General features: G+C 33.8%; 16 protein-coding genes and 1 pseudogene. 14 read left to right on the forward strand and 3 right to left on the reverse strand.

Annotated features, from left to right (window positions below; translation table 11 throughout):
• The first annotated feature begins 4 nt into the window (after window positions 1-4).
• The 6 genes from ligA (at window position 5) to DER71_RS07505 (ending at window position 6,379) form a co-directional block, all read left to right on the forward strand.
• A complete protein-coding gene (gene ligA, locus DER71_RS07480) occupies window positions 5-2,011 on the forward strand; it encodes an NAD-dependent DNA ligase LigA (RefSeq protein WP_114457600.1) in 2,007 nt (668 codons plus the stop codon).
• A gap of 76 nt (window positions 2,012-2,087) precedes the next feature.
• Window positions 2,088-2,375: an Asp-tRNA(Asn)/Glu-tRNA(Gln) amidotransferase subunit GatC gene (gene gatC, locus DER71_RS07485; protein WP_114457599.1), complete on the forward strand. Its 288-nt coding sequence runs from the start codon at window positions 2,088-2,090 to the stop codon at window positions 2,373-2,375.
• 30 nt (window positions 2,376-2,405) lie between these two features.
• The gene (gene gatA / locus DER71_RS07490) at window positions 2,406-3,848 is read left to right on the forward strand and encodes an Asp-tRNA(Asn)/Glu-tRNA(Gln) amidotransferase subunit GatA (RefSeq protein ID WP_114457598.1); all 1,443 of its coding nucleotides are present in this window, start codon (window positions 2,406-2,408) and stop codon (window positions 3,846-3,848) included.
• Window positions 3,849-3,869: 21 nt separating this feature from the next.
• Entirely contained in the window at window positions 3,870-5,315 is a 1,446-nt protein-coding gene (gene gatB / locus DER71_RS07495) for an Asp-tRNA(Asn)/Glu-tRNA(Gln) amidotransferase subunit GatB (RefSeq protein WP_114457597.1), read from the forward strand.
• A gap of 59 nt (window positions 5,316-5,374) precedes the next feature.
• Window positions 5,375-5,995 carry a CoA pyrophosphatase gene (locus tag DER71_RS07500; protein WP_114457596.1) on the forward strand — a complete coding sequence of 207 codons (621 nt, stop codon included), beginning with the start codon at window positions 5,375-5,377 and terminating at the stop codon, window positions 5,993-5,995.
• A gap of 69 nt (window positions 5,996-6,064) precedes the next feature.
• Complete coding sequence (locus tag DER71_RS07505) at window positions 6,065-6,379, forward strand: helix-turn-helix transcriptional regulator (protein WP_114457595.1); 315 nt, start codon at window positions 6,065-6,067, stop codon at window positions 6,377-6,379.
• Between the two features lie 32 nt (window positions 6,380-6,411).
• Here DER71_RS07505 and DER71_RS07510 read toward each other — a convergent pair whose 3' ends face one another.
• Both DER71_RS07510 and DER71_RS07515 read right to left on the reverse strand, forming a co-directional pair.
• The gene (locus tag DER71_RS07510) at window positions 6,412-7,779 is read right to left on the reverse strand and encodes an MATE family efflux transporter (RefSeq protein WP_114457594.1); all 1,368 of its coding nucleotides are present in this window, start codon (window positions 7,777-7,779) and stop codon (window positions 6,412-6,414) included.
• 48 nt (window positions 7,780-7,827) lie between these two features.
• Window positions 7,828-8,748: an AEC family transporter gene (locus tag DER71_RS07515; protein ID WP_158531709.1), complete on the reverse strand. Its 921-nt coding sequence runs from the start codon at window positions 8,746-8,748 to the stop codon at window positions 7,828-7,830.
• A 435-nt stretch (window positions 8,749-9,183) separates the two neighbouring features.
• Here DER71_RS07515 and rlmD point away from each other — a divergent pair, with 435 nt between their 5' ends.
• The 6 genes from rlmD (at window position 9,184) to DER71_RS07545 (ending at window position 13,455) form a co-directional block, all read left to right on the forward strand.
• Window positions 9,184-10,560: a 23S rRNA (uracil(1939)-C(5))-methyltransferase RlmD gene (gene rlmD / locus DER71_RS07520; protein WP_114474492.1), complete on the forward strand. Its 1,377-nt coding sequence runs from the start codon at window positions 9,184-9,186 to the stop codon at window positions 10,558-10,560.
• A gap of 140 nt (window positions 10,561-10,700) precedes the next feature.
• A complete protein-coding gene (locus tag DER71_RS07525) occupies window positions 10,701-10,973 on the forward strand; it encodes a hypothetical protein (protein WP_114457591.1) in 273 nt (90 codons plus the stop codon).
• A 96-nt stretch (window positions 10,974-11,069) separates the two neighbouring features.
• On the forward strand, window positions 11,070-11,297 hold the full coding sequence (locus DER71_RS07530) for an FmdB family zinc ribbon protein (RefSeq protein ID WP_114457590.1): 228 nt from the start codon (window positions 11,070-11,072) through the stop codon (window positions 11,295-11,297).
• 129 nt (window positions 11,298-11,426) lie between these two features.
• The gene (locus DER71_RS07535; protein WP_114457589.1) at window positions 11,427-12,569 is read left to right on the forward strand and encodes a DUF362 domain-containing protein; all 1,143 of its coding nucleotides are present in this window, start codon (window positions 11,427-11,429) and stop codon (window positions 12,567-12,569) included.
• A gap of 17 nt (window positions 12,570-12,586) precedes the next feature.
• Window positions 12,587-13,081 carry a metallophosphoesterase family protein gene (locus tag DER71_RS07540; RefSeq protein WP_114457588.1) on the forward strand — a complete coding sequence of 165 codons (495 nt, stop codon included), beginning with the start codon at window positions 12,587-12,589 and terminating at the stop codon, window positions 13,079-13,081.
• Window positions 13,081-13,455 (forward strand): YlbF family regulator, encoded by a 375-nt coding sequence (locus tag DER71_RS07545; protein WP_114474493.1) that lies wholly within the window; start codon window positions 13,081-13,083, stop codon window positions 13,453-13,455. The genes DER71_RS07540 and DER71_RS07545 overlap by 1 nt, the downstream gene beginning before the upstream one ends.
• A gap of 63 nt (window positions 13,456-13,518) precedes the next feature.
• On the opposite strand, the gene DER71_RS07550 is transcribed toward DER71_RS07545, so the two are convergent.
• A complete protein-coding gene (locus DER71_RS07550) occupies window positions 13,519-13,740 on the reverse strand; it encodes a NifU family protein (RefSeq protein ID WP_114457586.1) in 222 nt (73 codons plus the stop codon).
• Window positions 13,741-14,177: 437 nt separating this feature from the next.
• On the opposite strand from DER71_RS07550, the gene DER71_RS07555 reads away from it, so the two are divergent.
• Window positions 14,178-17,543: a DNA polymerase III subunit alpha gene (locus DER71_RS07555; RefSeq protein ID WP_114457585.1), complete on the forward strand. Its 3,366-nt coding sequence runs from the start codon at window positions 14,178-14,180 to the stop codon at window positions 17,541-17,543.
• A gap of 21 nt (window positions 17,544-17,564) precedes the next feature.
• Window positions 17,565-17,658: pseudogene (locus DER71_RS12515) on the forward strand (aspartate ammonia-lyase); the annotation flags it as partial.

Below are 17,658 nucleotides of genomic sequence, written 5' to 3' on the forward strand. Positions count from 1 at the left end.
TTATATGCAGGAATTAAGCAGAGAAGAAGCTGAAAAAAAAATAAATGCTTTAAGAGAGAAAATAAGAGATCATGAGTATAGATATTATGTTCTGGATGATCCGTCAATTTCTGATGCTGAGTTTGATCAGCTTATGAGTGACCTTATTAAATTGGAGGAAAAATTTCCTGAACTTATTACTGAAGATTCTCCCACACAGAGAGTGGGTGGAGAGCCGGTAGGTGAATTTAAAAAAGTTGAACATTCAAGACAGATGCTGAGCCTTGCTAATACGTTTAATGAGGGAGAACTGCGTGATTTTGATTCTCGTGTAAGAAAGACAATTAAAGATAATTTTTCATATGTTGTTGAACACAAAATTGATGGTTTATCGGCAATATTAACCTATGAAGACGGCAGTTTTGTTCTTGGAGCAACAAGAGGTAATGGAGTTGTTGGTGAAGATGTAACAGAAAATTTCCGTACAATTAGGTCTCTGCCATTAAAAATAAACGATAGGGCCCATATTGAAATTAGAGGAGAAGTATTTTTAAGCAAAACAGAATTTGAGAAGATCAATGAAAAAAGGCTAAAAAATGGCGAACCTCTTTTTGCCAATCCCCGCAATGCAGCAGCTGGAAGTATAAGACAGCTGGATCCACGAATTGCAGCAGAAAGAAATTTATCTATTTTAATATATGACTTAATTGATCATTCCGAAAAAGAATTTAAAACACATACTGAAAGTCTGGAATATCTAAAAAAAATTGGGTTTAGAGTAAACTGGTATCAGAAAGCAGAAAATATTGATAAAGTAATTGCTATATGTAAAAAGTGGGAGGATAAAAGAGAAGAGCTTGATTTTGAGATAGATGGACTTGTAGTCAAAATAAATAATTTATCTCAGAGGGAAAAACTTGGCTCAACAGCTAAAAGTCCACGCTGGGCAGCAGCATATAAGTTTCCAGCTCAGCAAAAGACCACAGTTATTAAAGATATAGAAATTTCAGTTGGAAGAACAGGAGCACTTACACCTACAGCTGTTCTGGAACCGGTACAGCTGGCAGGTTCCACTGTCAGCAGGGCTACACTTCATAATGAAGATGAAATCAAAAGAAAAAATATAAAAATTGGAGATCATGTTTTAGTGCATAAAGCTGGTGATATTATACCGGAAGTGGTAAAAGTTATTGAAGAAAAAAGAGACGGCAGTGAAAAAGAATTTAAAATGCCTGATTCATGTCCTGTTTGTGGCAGTAAGGTTATCCGAGAAGAAGGTGAAGCAGTTACAAGATGTACTAATATTACCTGTCCGGCCCAGAGAAAAGAAAGTATACTTCATTTTGTTTCCAGAGATGCTATGGATATTGAAGGAATCGGGCCAGTACTGGTTGACCAGCTGTTGGAAAATAATCTTATTGAAGATTATGCTGATTTATATTTTCTCAAAAAAGAACACCTTATTCCACTGGAGAGGATGGGCGAGAAATCAGCGCAAAATGTGATAGATTCAATAGAAAAAAGCCGGGAACGAGAATTTTTTAGGGTGCTTTTTGCACTGGGAATAAGACACGTAGGTCTTGGTGCAGCTCGTGTGCTGGATAAAAATTATGATTCAATTGACCAGCTGGCAGATGCTGGAGAGGAAGAACTTGTCAGGATTGATGAGATTGGTCCTGTTATTGCCAAGAGTATAGTTTCATTTTTTTCGGAAAGACATAATAAAGATCTGATAACAAGACTTAAACAGGCAGGAGTAAGGTTAAAAAAAGAAAATAATAATAATAAGGATTCTTATCTGGAAGGTTTAAAATTTGTTTTTACAGGTACACTGGACGCTTTTACTCGCTCAGAAGTAGAAGATATAGTAGAAAAAGCTGGAGGTAGAGCTTCTTCTTCAGTCAGCAGTAAAACTGATTATCTTGTTGCTGGCAAAAATCCAGGTTCTAAGTATGATAAAGCAAAAGAACTTGGAGTTAAAGTATTAGATGAAGATGAATTTAAAAATATGATTGAAGAAATGTCCGATTAAAAACACTAAGATAGGATAAGAAACTGATATTTTATACTAAAAATTAAATGAATTATATATGTGAGGAGGAAATTTAATGATTAAAAGAAAAGATGTGGAACACGCAGCTGCTTTAGCAAAGCTTAAACTTAATAAAGAAGAAAAAGAAAAATACACAGAACAGATTGGTGAAATATTAAATTATGTAGATAAGCTGAATGAACTGAATACAGATGGTGTTGTGCCGACAGCTTATACAGTACCAATGAAAAATGTTCTGCGTGAGGATAAGGTGGAAAAATCACTTCCACGAGAAAGATCACTTGCAAATGCACCTGATCAAAAAGATGGTCAGTTTAGAGCACCCAAAATAATGTCAGACTAAATATAGGCAGAAAGAGAGGTAATTAATAAAATGAACATTTATGATCTAACGATCCATGAATTAAAGGATAAACTTTCTGATGGAGAATTGACTGCAGCAGAGATAAAAAATGCTTTTTTAGATAGAATTAATGACGTTGAAGATAAAGTCAAATCATATATTACTGTTATTGATAAGCTGGTTAATCGTCAGCTAAATAACTATGAAGAAAATAAGGATGGCCTGCTGGCTGGAATTCCAATAGCAGTAAAAGATAATATGTCAACTGATGGAATAAAAACCAGCTGTGCATCCAAAATACTGGAAAATTATAAACCACCTTATAATGCTGCAGTAGTTGAAAATCTAAATGATGCTGGAGCATTAATTTTAGGTAAAACCAATATGGATGAATTTGCCATGGGTTCAACCACAGAAAATTCAGCTTTTTTTAATACCCACAATCCCTGGAATTTAAATCGTGCACCAGGAGGATCTAGTGGTGGTTCAGCAGCAGCTGTGGCAGCCGGAGAATGTGCAGCTGCTCTTGGTTCTGATACAGGTGGGTCAATTAGACAGCCGGCTTCATACTGTGGTGTGGTTGGACTAAAACCTACCTATGGACTGGTATCCCGCTATGGTCTGGTTGCTTTTGCATCTTCTTTAGATCAGATAGGCCCTCTTACCAAAGATGTGGAAGATAGTGCCGTTATGATGAATGTAATTGCAGGTCATGATCCAAAAGATACCACTTCAGTTGAGAGAAAAAAAGAAGATTATACAGAATACTTAAAAGAAGATGTCAGCGGCATGAAAATAGGTATTCCCGAAGAATATTTTAACTTAGATTTTGATCAGGAAGTTAAAAACAGTGTAATGTCAGCAGTAGAAAAGCTAAAAAAAGCAGGTGCAGAAGTAGAAACAGTACATATGACAGATGCATCCTATGCTCTTGCAGCTTATTATGTAATTGCTCCAGCTGAGGCAAGTTCCAATCTGGCCCGGTATGATGGAGTGCGTTATGGTCTGCGCAGTGAGCATGCTTCAGATGTGGAAGAAATGTTTACAAACACCAGATATGAAGGTTTTGGTGATGAAGTTAAAAGAAGAATTGTGATTGGAACTTATGTATTAAGTTCAGGATATTATGATGCTTATTACCTTAAGGCACAGAAGGTTAGAACTCTAATCAAGGATGATTTTGACCGAATCTTTAATGATTTTGACCTAATCATAACTCCAACTGCGCCTTCAACAGCTATTGAACTGGACTCAAAAAGTGATCCTTTAACAATGTATCATTCAGATATTTTTACAGTACCAGTAAATATAGCCGGTGTCCCTGCAATGTCTGTTCCCTGTGGTTTTGACTCCAGTAATATGCCAATTGGACTGCAGTTGATTGGACCACATTTTGGTGAAGGTAAAATTATACAGGCAGCATATACCCTAGAAAAACTGCTGAATATTAAAGATAGAAGAGCAGAATTATAAATCATTGAGAGAGGTGAAAAAATGGCTACTAAATATGAAACAGTAATTGGACTTGAAGTCCATGTACAGCTGGCTACAGAATCTAAAATTTTCTGCGGCTGCAGTACAGAATTTGGAAAAGAACCAAACGAAAATACTTGTCCTGTCTGCTTGGGTCTACCAGGAACACTGCCGGTTTTAAATAAAAAAGCAGTGGATTATGCAATTATGGCAGGACTTGCCTTAAACTGCAGAATTGCAGAGTATTCTAAATTTGACAGAAAAAATTATTTTTATCCTGATCTGCCGAAAGCCTATCAGATTTCACAGTTTGATCTTCCAATTGCAGAACATGGAAATATTGAAGTTGAGACAGATAAAGGAGTTTTTAACATAGGTGTTACCAGAGTTCATTTAGAAGAAGATGCCGGAAAATTAATTCACGAAGGTAGTATTGATAAATCTGAAGGAAGTCTAATAGATTATAATAGAACCGGAGTTCCGCTGATAGAAATAGTTAGTGAGCCGGATATAAGAACTCCAGCTCAGGCTAAAGCTTATCTAACACAGCTGAAACTTATTATGGAATATCTTGATATATCAGATTGTAATATGGAAGAAGGTTCTCTGCGCTGTGATGCCAATATTTCTCTGCGCCCTGCAGGACAAAAAGAATTTGGTACAAAAGCTGAACTTAAAAACATGAACTCTTTTAGTGCAGTAGAAAAAGGATTGGAATATGAAATAAAAAGACAGCAGCAGATACTGGAAGAGGGAGGAGAGATTATTCAGGAAACAAGAACTTGGGATGAATCTTTAAATAAAACAATATCTATGCGCGGTAAAGAAGAAGCTCATGATTACAGATATTTTCCTGAACCGGATTTGGTACCTCTAGAAATAGATGAGGGCTGGAAAAAAGAAATGAGCAAAAAAATACCGGAACTCCCGCGTGAAAAATACAAAAGATTTGTTTCTGAATTAGGACTGCCGGAATATGATGCAGGTGTATTAATAGGAGATAGAGCAATGGCTGAACTTTTCGAAGAAACTTTAAAATCTTACTCTGATGCTAAAACAATCAGCAACTGGATGATGGGTGAGTTTCTCCGCCTGCTTAATGAAAATAATGACTGTGTAGATGAGACTGGGATTTCGGCTAAAAACTTTGCTGAAATGCTTGGACTAATTGATGAAGGAGTAATAAGTGGGAAAATAGCTAAAAAAGTATTTGAAAAGATGTACAGCAGTGGAGAAAGTGCTGAAAAAATTGTTGAAGAAGAAGGACTGAAGCAGATAAGTGATGAGGATGAACTAGAAAAAATCGTTGATAAAATAATAGCAGATAATCCATCAGCAGTGGAAGATATAAAGAACGGAAAAGATAGGGCTATTGGATTTCTGGTTGGTCAGGTAATGAAAGAGACAAAAGGAAAAGCCAATCCTGGACTGGTAAATCAGATGTTGAGGAAAAAAGTTGCTGAATAAAATAAGTACCAATTGAACCCGCCGCAGAAAAGGCGGGTTCAAAATAAGGATGAGGTGAAATGAAAATTGATAAAATAAAAAATAAAATAAAAAACAGAATTCCAGGACCGATGAGGATAGAAAGATATTATTCTGTATTAATACCAGTGATTGAGATAAATAATAAAACTTATATTCTGTATGAGGTGAGAGCAGATCATCTTTCCACACAGCCGGGAGAAATATCTTTTCCTGGCGGACGTGTGGAAAGAGGAGAAACATTCTGTCAGGGTGCTGTAAGAGAGTGTTCAGAAGAATTAAACATTGCTGAAGAAAAAATAGATGTTCTGGGAGAAATAGATTATTTAATTACCCCATTTAATTTTATAATATATGCGTTTGTTGCTCAAATTGATATTGATAATTTATATGGGATTGAAGTTAACAAAAATGAAGTAAAAGAAATATTTAAAGTTCCTGTTGATTATCTTATGATCCATAAGCCAGAAGAATACAGAGCAGAGCTGAAAAGTGAAATGGATAATAATTTCCCCTATCATTTAATTCCAGGGGGAGAGGAGTACAACCACCGCAGAAGCAGCTATACAGTTTATTTTTACAGGTATGAAGATAGAATAATATGGGGAATAACAGCAGAAATAAGTAAAAACTTTATTGATATCTTAAAAAACAGAGTATAAAGCTTGACATTCTATTCTATATATCGTATTATTTGAATACAATAATATTAAAGGCTGGGAGGAAATAAAATGCCCTTTTTTACAGATTCAGAAACGGGAAATTTATTGGAAGATAATTTTTCTAATTTTGAGTCAGAAGCTGAAATTTTAAAGGCGCTTGCACATCCGGTGAGGCTCTGTATTGTAAGAGGGCTGCTGGATGTTGAAGGATGTAATGTTTCGAAGATGCAGCAGTGTCTGGATATACCTCAGTCAACTCTGTCACAGCATCTAGCAAAATTAAGAGATGCAGGTATACTTTCGAGCAAAAGAAATGGTTTGGAAAGAAATTATTATGTTATCAGTGATAAAGCTAAGAAAATCGTAATGTCCTTAGATGATTGAAGATAATATTAAAGGCAGTCTGATTGAAAATATCAACTGCCTTTATTTTTCATCTGGAAAAATATTTTATTAAGTTTAAATTTTAACCAGAGTGCTGCCGGTATACCACTTATAACTTCTGAAATAGGAAAGGCAAACCAAAGATATTCCAGACCAACAGTCCTTCCTAAAATATACATTAAAGGAAGCAGAACTATTATTTGTCTCAAGAAAGAAAAGAATAAACTTGGTAATCCGTTTCCCAGTGCCTGAAAAGTAGTTGAGACAATTATTGCCGGACCTATAATTGGAAAAGCTGTGCTTATTTTTTTGAGTGCATTTGTTCCAATATCTATGAGTTCTGGATCACTGTTAAACAATTTAATCAAAAATTCTGGAACAGTCTGGAAGATGATAAATCCTATAAAAGTAAAGGTAAAAGCAATCATTAATGCTGATTTAAATACTTTTTTCATTCTTGCTGGATTATTATGCCCATAGTTATATCCCATAATAGGCATATATCCCTGATTGAGTCCAAAAACAGGCATAAAGACAAATGACTGAAGTCTAAAATAAATACCTGCGGCAGCAATAGCTGTACTGCCAAAACCAGCCAGGATTTTATTCATACCACCCAGCATAAAACTGGCCAAAAACTGCATTACCATTGCCGGGAAACCTACCTTGTAAATTTCTTTTATTATCTGAAATCTGAAAGAAAAATCTCTAAGCTTTATTTGAAGTTCATTGCGCTCATCGAAAAAAATAAAGAAAAGGAATATTCCACTTACTGCTCTGGAAAAAACAGTAGCAGCTGCGGCACCGGTAACTTCCAAACGAGGGAAGATCCACCATCCATAAATCAAAAAAGGATCCAGGATAATATTTATTACAGATCCGATAAGCATTGCAATCATTGGTGTAAATGTATTACCTTCACCGCGGAGAATATTGTTTGTGATTATGGGGAAAAACATGGCGATTGATCCCATTAAAATTATGCTGATATATTCACCTCCCATTTGGATGAGAAGCTTATCATTTGTAAAGAGACGCAGGATTTTATCAGCATAAAAAAATCCAATTACAGCTACTGTTATTCCATATACTAGGGTAATCATGATGCTGTGTTCTGCCGCATTTGCAGCCGCTTTTTTGTTATTTTCCCCAAGTCTTCTTGAAATAAGAGAACTTGCACCTACACCTGTTCCAACTCCAATACCTATTAAGATAATTTGAATTGGGAAAGCAAGTGACAATGCCGAAAGAGCTTCAGTACTGAGTCTGCCAACATAAATGCTGTCAACTACATTGTAGAGGGCCTGAATGGCCATAGCAATTATTGATGGTACAGACAACCTCAATAAAAGCGGTATTATTTTTTCAGTTCCCAGTTTTTCTGAACCTTTCTGCTGCATTTTCTGTAGACCTCCTCTGTCTTATAGATTATATGCTGTTAAAATTAATTAAATGATAAAATAAGATATTACAGGTATTGTTAATGCTGAAAAAAGTGTAGAAACAAATAAACTTTTTGCTGCATAGGTGTAGTCGCCATTATATATTTCCGCAAATATAACTCCATAGGATGCGGCCGGCATACCCATCTGTAAGGTTAAAATAGTTCTAACTTGATTGTCTACTTCAAAATAAAAAAGCACCAAAAAAGCTGCTGCCGGAATTATCAGTAATTTAATGATAGAAAATACTATTAAATTAATATCAGTAAAAATTCCCCTCAACTGTATTTTTTCCAGACTGCTGCCAATAACAAGCATAGAAAGTGGGAAAGTAGCATTTCCCAGCATATCAACTGCAGACTCTAGAGGAAGGGGAAGTTTAAGGCCAGTAATCATTAAAAATAGTCCTATAAATATTGCTATTAATCCATTGTTAAACATGCTTTTAAAATTAAAATCCAGCTCATCACTGTCATTTATAAAAAGTCTGATCCCATAAGTCCATACAATTATATTAAATGGAATTAGACCAAGGGCAGCATATGCCAGGCCATTTTCGGGAAGCAGTGCATCTGCTACCGGTATCCCCATATAACCTATATTACCAAAAATTAGTAAAAATTTTACTATTATTTTTTTACTTTTAGGTAGTGAGAAAAGTTTGGTGATTAAATTTGCTGTAATAATAAGAAAAATATAGAAAATAAACCAGTATATTAAAATAGTTTTCATATTAGATATCAAGTTTTTATTCAATTCCATCTGCAGTGATGATATAATCATTGCCGGTAAAATAAGATTCATCAGCAGCTTAGAAATTGCTGCCATATTATTTTCATTAAGATAATTGATTTTTCTCAAATAATAACCGATAAAAATAAGAATAAACAGTGAGACTATCTGTCCAATAATCAGTTGAAAATCCAAGATTTTAGCCTCCATTTAAAATTATACTGGCAAAATATTAATAAATACTGTCAAGTAATTCTACCACAGAAGATGTGGGCTGTCAAAAACAGTAAATAATAGGAGTTTCCCCAAAATTTATTTTCAAGCTGCAAAAAGGGGGTTTTAGTCATCAACGAAATTTTTAGATTTATCTAAAACTCAATTCGGGTGTGAAATAGGGCACACTAATCAATGAGTCCTCCTGACTCATGATTAGCTCACTCCATCCTGCAGTTCAACCCTATTTCTTCCTTCATTTCGTTAAGATTCATTGACTAAAAATTTCAATATTCCTGCATCTCCCCTTTTTGCAGCAGTATATAAAAAAATGGGGAAAGTCTTTTAGTAAATATATTTGCATTTTAAGTTTTAATTGATAAAATTGTCTTATAAGATTTACAGGGGGCTGCTAAAATGGTTAAAAAAAATGATATATATAGAGTAAAAATTGAAGATCTTGCCAATGGTGGAGATGGTGTAGGAAGAATAGAGGATAATCTGGTAGTTTTTGTACCCCTAACTCTTCCTGGTGATTATGTAAAAATTAAAATAACATACAAAAAAAAGAATTTTGCACAGGGTGAATTAATAGAGCTAATTGAATCTTCTCCAGATAGAATAGAACCTCCGTGTCCGGTTTTTGATATATGTGGGGGCTGTCAGATTCAGCATATAAATTATAAAAAACAGCTGGAATTCAAGAAAAATATGATTTATGATTTAATGGCAAGAATCGGAGAACTTGATAATATTCCTTTAAAAGAAATAATTCCCTATCAGCCTCCATTTCGCTACAGAAATAAAGCTCAATTTCCACTCACAGAAGTTGGTGAGGAAATAGTGGCTGGATTTTATCAGAGAGCATCTCATTCTATAGTTCCATATAATAACTGTTTGATCCAGCACCCACTTATAAATAGAATTCTGCGAGAAACCCTTGAAGTGCTGAACAAGGAAGAACTATCAGTTTATGACGAGAAGAAAGGTGTTGGTTTGCTGAGGCATTTAATAATTAGAGCTGGAGTATGTACAAACCAAGCTCTGCTTACTTTTGTAACATCAGAACTTGAATTTCCAAATTCTAAAAATATAGCCAAAAGAATTTTTGACAGAATTCCAGAACTAAAAGGCGTAACTCAGAATATAAATATAAAAAATACAAATAGAATTATGGGCAGCAGAAATATAAATCTATTTGGAGAAAATAAGATAAAAGAATATATTGGGAAAGCAGAGTTTGTTATTTCTCCATCATCTTTTTTCCAGGTTAATACACTTCAGGCAGAAAAATTATATAAGCAGATTTTTTCAATGGCTGAATTTAATGGAGGCGAAAAAATAGTAGATGCCTTTTCTGGCACAGGAAGTATTGCTGTTTACCTGGCTCAGAAAATGAAAAAAGAAAAAAATAATATAGAAAAAATATATTGTATAGAAAATTCTGCATCTGCAGTTAAAGATGGGAAAGTAAATATACATTTGAATTCTCTGGATAATATTGAATTTATTGAAGGTGAAGTAGAAAAAGAACTGGGAAAATTATTAAAGGATAATAAGATAGATCTGCTGGTTTTTGATCCCCCCAGAAAAGGTCTGGAAGATAGAACAGTTGAAATGGTAAAAGAAAGTGGTATAGAGAAGGTTATATATGTTTCCTGTAATCCAGCCACACAGGCAAGGGATTTAAAAAACTTAAAAAGTGATTATAAGGTTGAAGTTATACAGCCAGTTGATATGTTTCCACAGACATATCACGTTGAGTCTGTTGCATTATTAAAAAAATTTACATAAGAAAACTGCCTCTTATAAAATATTAAGTTTTATGCTTAAATATGAAAAACTTCTTTAAATTGTTTCCTTGCTCATTAAGGGTGATTTGTGATATATTATAGTATAGTTAAAAAATGCTCCACAAAATAGGAGGAGTAAATATGAATATCTTTTTTCTGATTCTTTTTGTATTAGTTGGGGCTGCAGGCCTTTTTTATCAGGTTGATTCAGGTATATTTATAGGGTTTGGATTAATACCATGGCAGCTTTTGAAAATTAAATTGAACAAAAAATTTGTTTTGATATCAATATTAATTTCGACAGTAATAGGTGGTGGCTATTTTATTTATACAAAAAAATGGCTGATAACAGCCCTGTTCATTTTTATTCAGCTTTATAATTACTGGGGATTATTAAATGCTGAACATGAATAATATTTCCCATTATAATAAGACAGGTAAAAAATTCTGCTGAACAGGGTCTAAAAAATAAATAAGTAAATATAAATAACACAATAGGGAGGAATAAAAATGCCGACATATTTATATGAATGTAAAAGCTGTGGAAGGTTTGAAAAATTTCAAAATATTAAGGATGAGCCTCTGGAAGAATGTCCGGAGTGTGGAGGTAAAGTAAAACGCATTATAGGTGCTCCCGGCATTATTTTTAAAGGTTCTAATTTTTATGTAAATCAGGAAAATAAAAAATCTGAAAAAAAAGAAAAGAAAAATAAGGAAAATACTGATAAAGCATCTTAAAAACAATAAAAGTCGGCACTAGTAGTGCCGGCTTTTTTTGAAATGTTCTCCTGTGTGAGCTGTATAATAGTTGATGAAGTGTATAAAATTATAATTAATTTTAGGTAAAATAAAGGCAGGTAAAATAAAATGATAAAAGTGTCTTTAAAAAAATGTGATTCATATAATAGAGAAAAAATAAAAAATTCACTGGATATTCTAATCGATAATCTTGGTGGATGGGAGCAATATATTAAAAAAGGTAAAAGGGTTTTGTTAAAAACAAATCTTTTAATGGGAAAAGATCCTGATCAGGCTGTAACTACACATCCGGAGATTCTGCGAGCTGTAGGAATAAAAGTAAAATCTCTGGGAGCAGAGGTAGTTATTGGTGATAGTCCTGGAGGACCTTTTAATGAAAATTTACTAAAAAGAGCCTATAAAAAAAGCGGTATTTATGAAATGGCAGCTGAGGAAGGTTTTGAACTCAATTATAATACGGAAGAAAAAACAGTGGAATTTAAAGATGGGAAAATAATCAAGTCTTTTGTTCTTGGAGAATATGTTTTAAATGCAGATTTTATTATAAATCTACCTAAATTAAAAACACATGGATTAACTATGTATACAGGAGCTGTAAAAAATTTATTTGGATGTATACCGGGTGTTTTAAAAGCAGAATATCATCTTAAAATGCCAAATGTGGATGATTTTTCGCGTATGTTAAATGATCTTGCCTTACTTGTTAAACCAGGATTAACAATTATGGATGGAATAATAGGAATGGAAGGAGATGGACCTTCTTCTGGAGAACCAAGAAATTTTAAATATCTGCTTGCTTCAGAATCCCCTTTTTATCTGGATAGGGTGGCAGTAGAAATTTTAGGCATTAATCCACTAGAGGAAGTTCCACTTATTAAAATCTCTCGTGAAGATGGTTTAATTGCTGAAGATAATTATCAAATAGTGGGTGATCAGCTTGACAGCTATAAAGATGCAAAAATTCCTTCTATAGAAGGGAATTCAAATCTTCTAAAGGATAAAATGCCTAATTTTTTAGCAGAACTTCTGGAAAAATTTCTGCGGCCCAAACCGGTTTTTGATAAAAATAAATGTGTAAGCTGCAGAACCTGTGCGGAAAACTGTCCTCCTGAAGCAATAGAGATGGTTGACAGCTTTCCAAAAGTTGATTTAGATCTATGTATTCGCTGCTTTTGCTGTCAGGAATTATGCCCTTATGATGCAGTGAATATTAAACATCCCTGGCTGGGCAAACTTTTTTTTAGCAGATAGAGGAGGAATATTTATTAATGAAACTGGGTGTAATTTCAGATACACATATATCTATGGGGGGGCAAAAACTCCCTCCAAAACTGCTGGAAGAATTAAAAAACGTAGATTTAATAATACATGCTGGTGATCATGTGTCAGAAAAAGTATTGGATGAACTAAAAAATATTAAACCTGTTCGCGCTGTTTATGGCAATATGGATAATTATTTAATAAAAAATAAGCTTTCTAAAAAAATAACATTTGAAATAAATGATAGGAAAATTGGGCTGACTCACGGCCATCAATTCAGGGCTGGAGATTTAATTAATTCTCTGGATTACAGTTTTCCGGACTGTGATATTATAATTTTTGGCCACACACACAGACCGTTAAATCAATATATTAACAAAAAATTATTTTTTAATCCAGGTTCTCCAACAGATAAAAGATTTGAGAAAAACTATACCTTTGGTATAATAGATATTAATAAAGATATAAATTCTGAAATAAAAATTCTAAAGGAGGGATCTTAATGTCTGTGTATGATATTGCAAGAAGGCTGGAAAGAAAAATAAAAGATTCTGATGAATATCAGGAATACACTGAATTAAGAAAAAAAGTTATGGGAAAAAAAGGCTCAAGAGAAATGCTTTTAGACTATCAGAATTTAATGATGGAGCTGCAGACAAAACAGCTTTCCGGGCAGGAAATAAGTGAAGAAGAAAAAGAAAAGCTCAATAATCTTAATAATTTTATTGAAATTAATAACAATGTTAAAAAATATCTGGAGGCAGAATATAAATTAAGTGTTATGTTAAATGATCTTCAGAAAATTATATTTTCAGATATAGAAATTGGTATACCGCAGAATAATGAAGCCGAGGATAGTTCAGAAAAAGAGGATTAAAAGTCAGGCAGAAAAAAAGCACCCAGTGTCTGGGTGCTTTTAATAAGATACATTTTATACAGGTTATACAGGACGTACTTCTTTTACACCGTCAATGTTATTTTTCAGTGTACGTTCAATACCATTTTTTATGGTCAGTGTTGACATTGGACAACCACTGCAGGCTCCAAGTAATTTAACTTTTACAATTCCGTCTTCAGTGACTTCTACCAGCTCAACATCACCACCATCAGCCTGAAGGCTGGGTCTGATTTTATCGATATATTTTTCAACTTCTTTTTTCAATGTTGCACCTCCTAATTTACATTTGATTATATTATACTAAAAAACTCAACTTTTTACAACACCTAAATTATCTGGATTTTCCCCATTTTTTATATACTGCTGCAAAAAAGGGAGATGCAGGAATATTGAAATTTTTAGTCAATGAATCTTAACGAAATTAAGGAAGAAATAGGGTTGAACTACAGGATGGAGTGAGCTAATCATGAGTCAGGAGGACTCATTGATTAGTGTGCCCTATTTCACACCCGAATTGTGTTTTAGATAAATCTAAAAATTTCGTTGATGACTAAAGCCCCTTTTTGCAGCTTGAAAATAAATTTTGGAGAAACTCCTACTAAATTATATAAAGACTTTTCCCATTTTGCAACTCTAAAAATAATTTTGGGGAAACTCTATCTAAATTATATTTTCGATTTTGTTAATAGGAGAATGATAAAATGTCTAAATTTGTACACCTTCATAACCATACCGCTTACAGCCTGCTGGATGGTGCTCTTAGGATTGAAGATATGGTTAAAAAGGCAAAAGAAAATAATATGCCTGCAGTTGCTATGACAGACCATGGAGTTCTTTATGGTATGATAGAATTTTATAGACATGCAAAAAGTGAGAATATTAAGCCAATTCTAGGGTGTGAGCTTTATCTGACCACAGGTTCCAGATTTGAAAAATCTAGAGAACGGTATCACCTGATTGTACTGACTGAAAATAACATAGGATACCATAATCTTATTCAGCTGGTTTCCAAAGCATGGCTGGAAGGTTTTTATTATAAGCCGCGGGTGGACAAAGAACTGCTGGCAGAATATAGTGATGGTCTCATATGTCTATCTGCGTGTATTCAAGGAGAGATTTCTCAGCTTATTTTAAAAGGTCGATATAAAGCAGCTAAAAATGCTGCAGCAGAATACAGACAGATTTTTGGCAGGGATAATTTTTTTCTTGAACTTCAGGATCACAATCTTCAGTCTGAAAAAGAAGCTGCTTCAGGAATTATAAAGATTTCTCAGGAGCTTGATCTTCCTCTTGTAATTACCAATGATGCACATTATTTAAATAAATCAGATGCAGATCTTCAGGATGTTCTGCTGGCACTGCAGACAGGAACAACAATAGATGATAAAAATAGAATGACCTTTGAAGGAAAGGAATTTTATTTTAAAACACCTGAAGAAATGGAAGCATTATTTCCTGATATTAAAACTGCTTATGAGAATACAGTAAAAATTGCTGAAAGATGTAATGTTGAACTCGATTTTGATAAGTTTTATCTTCCTGATTATCCTGATATAGAAAATGGAGAAAATCCTGAAAGTTTTCTCAAAAAATTGTGCTGTCAAGGATTAAAAAATAAAGTATTTCAGGATATTAAAAAAGCAGAAAAAAGGTTGGAATATGAGCTTAGTATTATTTATAAAATGGGTTATGCTTCTTATTTTTTGATTGTATATGATTTTGTTAAATATGCGGAAGAAAACGGTATTAGAGTTGGCCCTGGTAGAGGTTCTGCAGCTGGAAGTCTTGTTGCTTATTTATTAAATATTACAAAGGTCAATCCTTTAAAATACGGGCTTTTATTCGAACGATTTTTAAATCCAGAAAGAGCTACAATGCCTGATATAGATATAGATTTTGATGAACAGAGAGATGAAATTATTGAATATGTAAAAAAGAGGTATGGAGAACAGAGAGTGGCACAAATTGGTACTTTTGGAACAATGGCAGCTCGTGCAGCTGTTAGAGATGTAGGTAGAGCGCTTGGGATATCCTACGGAAGGGTTGATAAAATTGCAAAGCTTATTCCAACTCAGCCTGGTACAACGATTAAAGAAGCTTTAAGTTCTGTTAAAGAACTGCAGGATTATTATAAAAACGATCCGGAAATTAAAAAATTAATAGATTATGCCAGAGGGGTGGAGGGTATGCCCAGACATATCTCCACACATGCTGCCGGCATAATAATTGGTGCCCAGCCTCTGACTGAAATTATTCCTCTGCAGAAACAGGATGACAGCATAATTACTCAGCTGCCTATGGGTGATCTGGAGGCACTGGGCCTTCTGAAAATGGATTTTTTAGGTCTGCGCAATCTAACAGTTATAGAAAATACATTAAATTTGATTAAGCAGAGGCACGGGAAAGAAATAGATATTGACAGTATTCCACTTGATGATAAAAAAGTATATCGTCTTCTTCAGTCAGGAAATACTGCTGGAGTTTTTCAGATGGAATCATATTTATTTCAATCTTTAAATAGAAGATTAAAACCTGACCGCTTTAGTGATCTTATAGCTCTGCTGGCTCTGGGAAGGCCCGGACCACTTGGTAGTGATATGGTTGATGATTATATAAAGAGTAGACATGGTGAAAAAGAGCCGGAATATCTGCACCCAAAACTTAAGCCAATTCTAGAAGAAACTTTTGGTATGATTCTTTATCAGGAGCAGGTTATGGAGATTGCCAGTACGCTCGGTGGATATACTATGGGAGAAGCTGACCTTTTGCGAAGAGGCATGGGCAAGAAAAAATTAGAATTAATTGCGGGCGAAAGAAAGCGTTTTATAAATGGTGCTGTAGAAAATGGTATAGATAAAAAAACAGCCAATAAAATTTTTGATCAGATGGAATATTTTGCTGGATATGGATTTAATAAATCCCATAGTACTGCTTATGCATTTCTCGCCTATCAGACAGCTTACTTAAAAGTACACTATCCAGCTGATTTTATGTCTGCTCTCCTGTCATCTGTTATGGGTAATCAGGATAAAATTTCGGATTATATTAAAGCATGCCGGGAAATAAATATAGAAGTACTGCCGCCAGATATAAATATCAGCGGATTTTATTTTACACCTGAGGCGGAAGATAAAATAAGATTTGGTTTAAAAGCAGTTAAAAATGTAGGCAGCGGTTCCATAGAAGCTGTTATAGAGGCACGTAAAGAAAAAAAATTTGAAAGTTTTACGGATTTTCTGCAGAGAATAGATATGAGCAGAATAAATATTCAGGTTTTAGAGGCTTTTATAAAAAGCGGAGTATTTTCTCAGTTTTCTGCTAAAAGGTCTCAGCTTTTATTAAACTATAAAGATTTGTATAAAAAATATAATATGCTGTATAAGGAAAGAGCTCAGGGCCAGATATCATTTTTTGATATGTTTTCTAAAAGTAATGACTTTATGGAAGAAGATCTTGCTTATCAGGATATACAGGAACTGAGAAAAGACGTTCTGTTAGAACAGGAAAAAGAGTTTTTGGGAATTTATGTTTCCGGTCATCCTCTGGATAAATACAAAAATAAAATAAACGAAATAGTTGATCTTTCAATAAGTCAAATTGAAAATATTAAAGAAAATCGGGAGATTTTTTTTGCAGGTCAAATAATAAATAATCGTTCACATATAACAAAAAGAGGCAACAAAATGGCCTTCTTGACATTGGAAGATTGGTCAGGTAAGATAGATGTAATTGTATTTCCAGATCTGCTGTCTGAACTGGATTTTGATATGGAGAAATCTGGGCAGATTTTTGTTGTTGGAAGAAGAGATGACAAAAAAGTAATAGCTTCAAAAATTATCCCGATGGAAAGAAAAATATTAATTATAGATTTGAATAATATTGAACGAAAAAAAATTTTTACTTTAAAAAAATTTCTCTTCAAAAAAGAAGGAAATATACCAGTTATACTGAAAGTTCTTGATAATAAATTGATTTTATCAAATTCTAAATTCTGGTTTAATGATGATCAAACAAGTCAAAAAAATCTCAGTAAAATTATAGATGTTTCAAAATATAAATATATATAAACATAATGGAGGGTTTATCCAATGCTAATGAGAGAAGAACAAGATTCAATAGGCAGTAAAAAAGTGCCGAAAGATGCCTATTATGGAATACAGTCAGCAAGAGCGGCAGAAAATT

Source organism: Halanaerobium sp. DL-01 (assembly GCF_003338615.1).
GTDB lineage: Bacteria > Bacillota > Halanaerobiia > Halanaerobiales > Halanaerobiaceae > QPJE01.

What these genes read in the sequence shown, in the direction of transcription:
- ligA (WP_114457600.1), top strand. Translation starts at nt 5, where the DNA reads ATGCAGGAATTAAGCAGAGAAGAAGCTGAAAAAAAAATAAATGCTTTA.
- gatC (WP_114457599.1), top strand. Translation starts at nt 2,088, where the DNA reads ATGATTAAAAGAAAAGATGTGGAACACGCAGCTGCTTTAGCAAAGCTT.
- gatA (WP_114457598.1), top strand. Translation starts at nt 2,406, where the DNA reads ATGAACATTTATGATCTAACGATCCATGAATTAAAGGATAAACTTTCT.
- gatB (WP_114457597.1), top strand. Translation starts at nt 3,870, where the DNA reads ATGGCTACTAAATATGAAACAGTAATTGGACTTGAAGTCCATGTACAG.
- DER71_RS07500 (WP_114457596.1), top strand. Translation starts at nt 5,375, where the DNA reads ATGAAAATTGATAAAATAAAAAATAAAATAAAAAACAGAATTCCAGGA.
- DER71_RS07505 (WP_114457595.1), top strand. Translation starts at nt 6,065, where the DNA reads ATGCCCTTTTTTACAGATTCAGAAACGGGAAATTTATTGGAAGATAAT.
- DER71_RS07510 (WP_114457594.1), bottom strand. Translation starts at nt 7,779, where the DNA reads ATGCAGCAGAAAGGTTCAGAAAAACTGGGAACTGAAAAAATAATACCG.
- rlmD (WP_114474492.1), top strand. Translation starts at nt 9,184, where the DNA reads ATGGTTAAAAAAAATGATATATATAGAGTAAAAATTGAAGATCTTGCC.
- DER71_RS07525 (WP_114457591.1), top strand. Translation starts at nt 10,701, where the DNA reads ATGAATATCTTTTTTCTGATTCTTTTTGTATTAGTTGGGGCTGCAGGC.
- DER71_RS07530 (WP_114457590.1), top strand. Translation starts at nt 11,070, where the DNA reads ATGCCGACATATTTATATGAATGTAAAAGCTGTGGAAGGTTTGAAAAA.
- DER71_RS07535 (WP_114457589.1), top strand. Translation starts at nt 11,427, where the DNA reads ATGATAAAAGTGTCTTTAAAAAAATGTGATTCATATAATAGAGAAAAA.
- DER71_RS07540 (WP_114457588.1), top strand. Translation starts at nt 12,587, where the DNA reads ATGAAACTGGGTGTAATTTCAGATACACATATATCTATGGGGGGGCAA.
- DER71_RS07545 (WP_114474493.1), top strand. Translation starts at nt 13,081, where the DNA reads ATGTCTGTGTATGATATTGCAAGAAGGCTGGAAAGAAAAATAAAAGAT.
- DER71_RS07555 (WP_114457585.1), top strand. Translation starts at nt 14,178, where the DNA reads ATGTCTAAATTTGTACACCTTCATAACCATACCGCTTACAGCCTGCTG.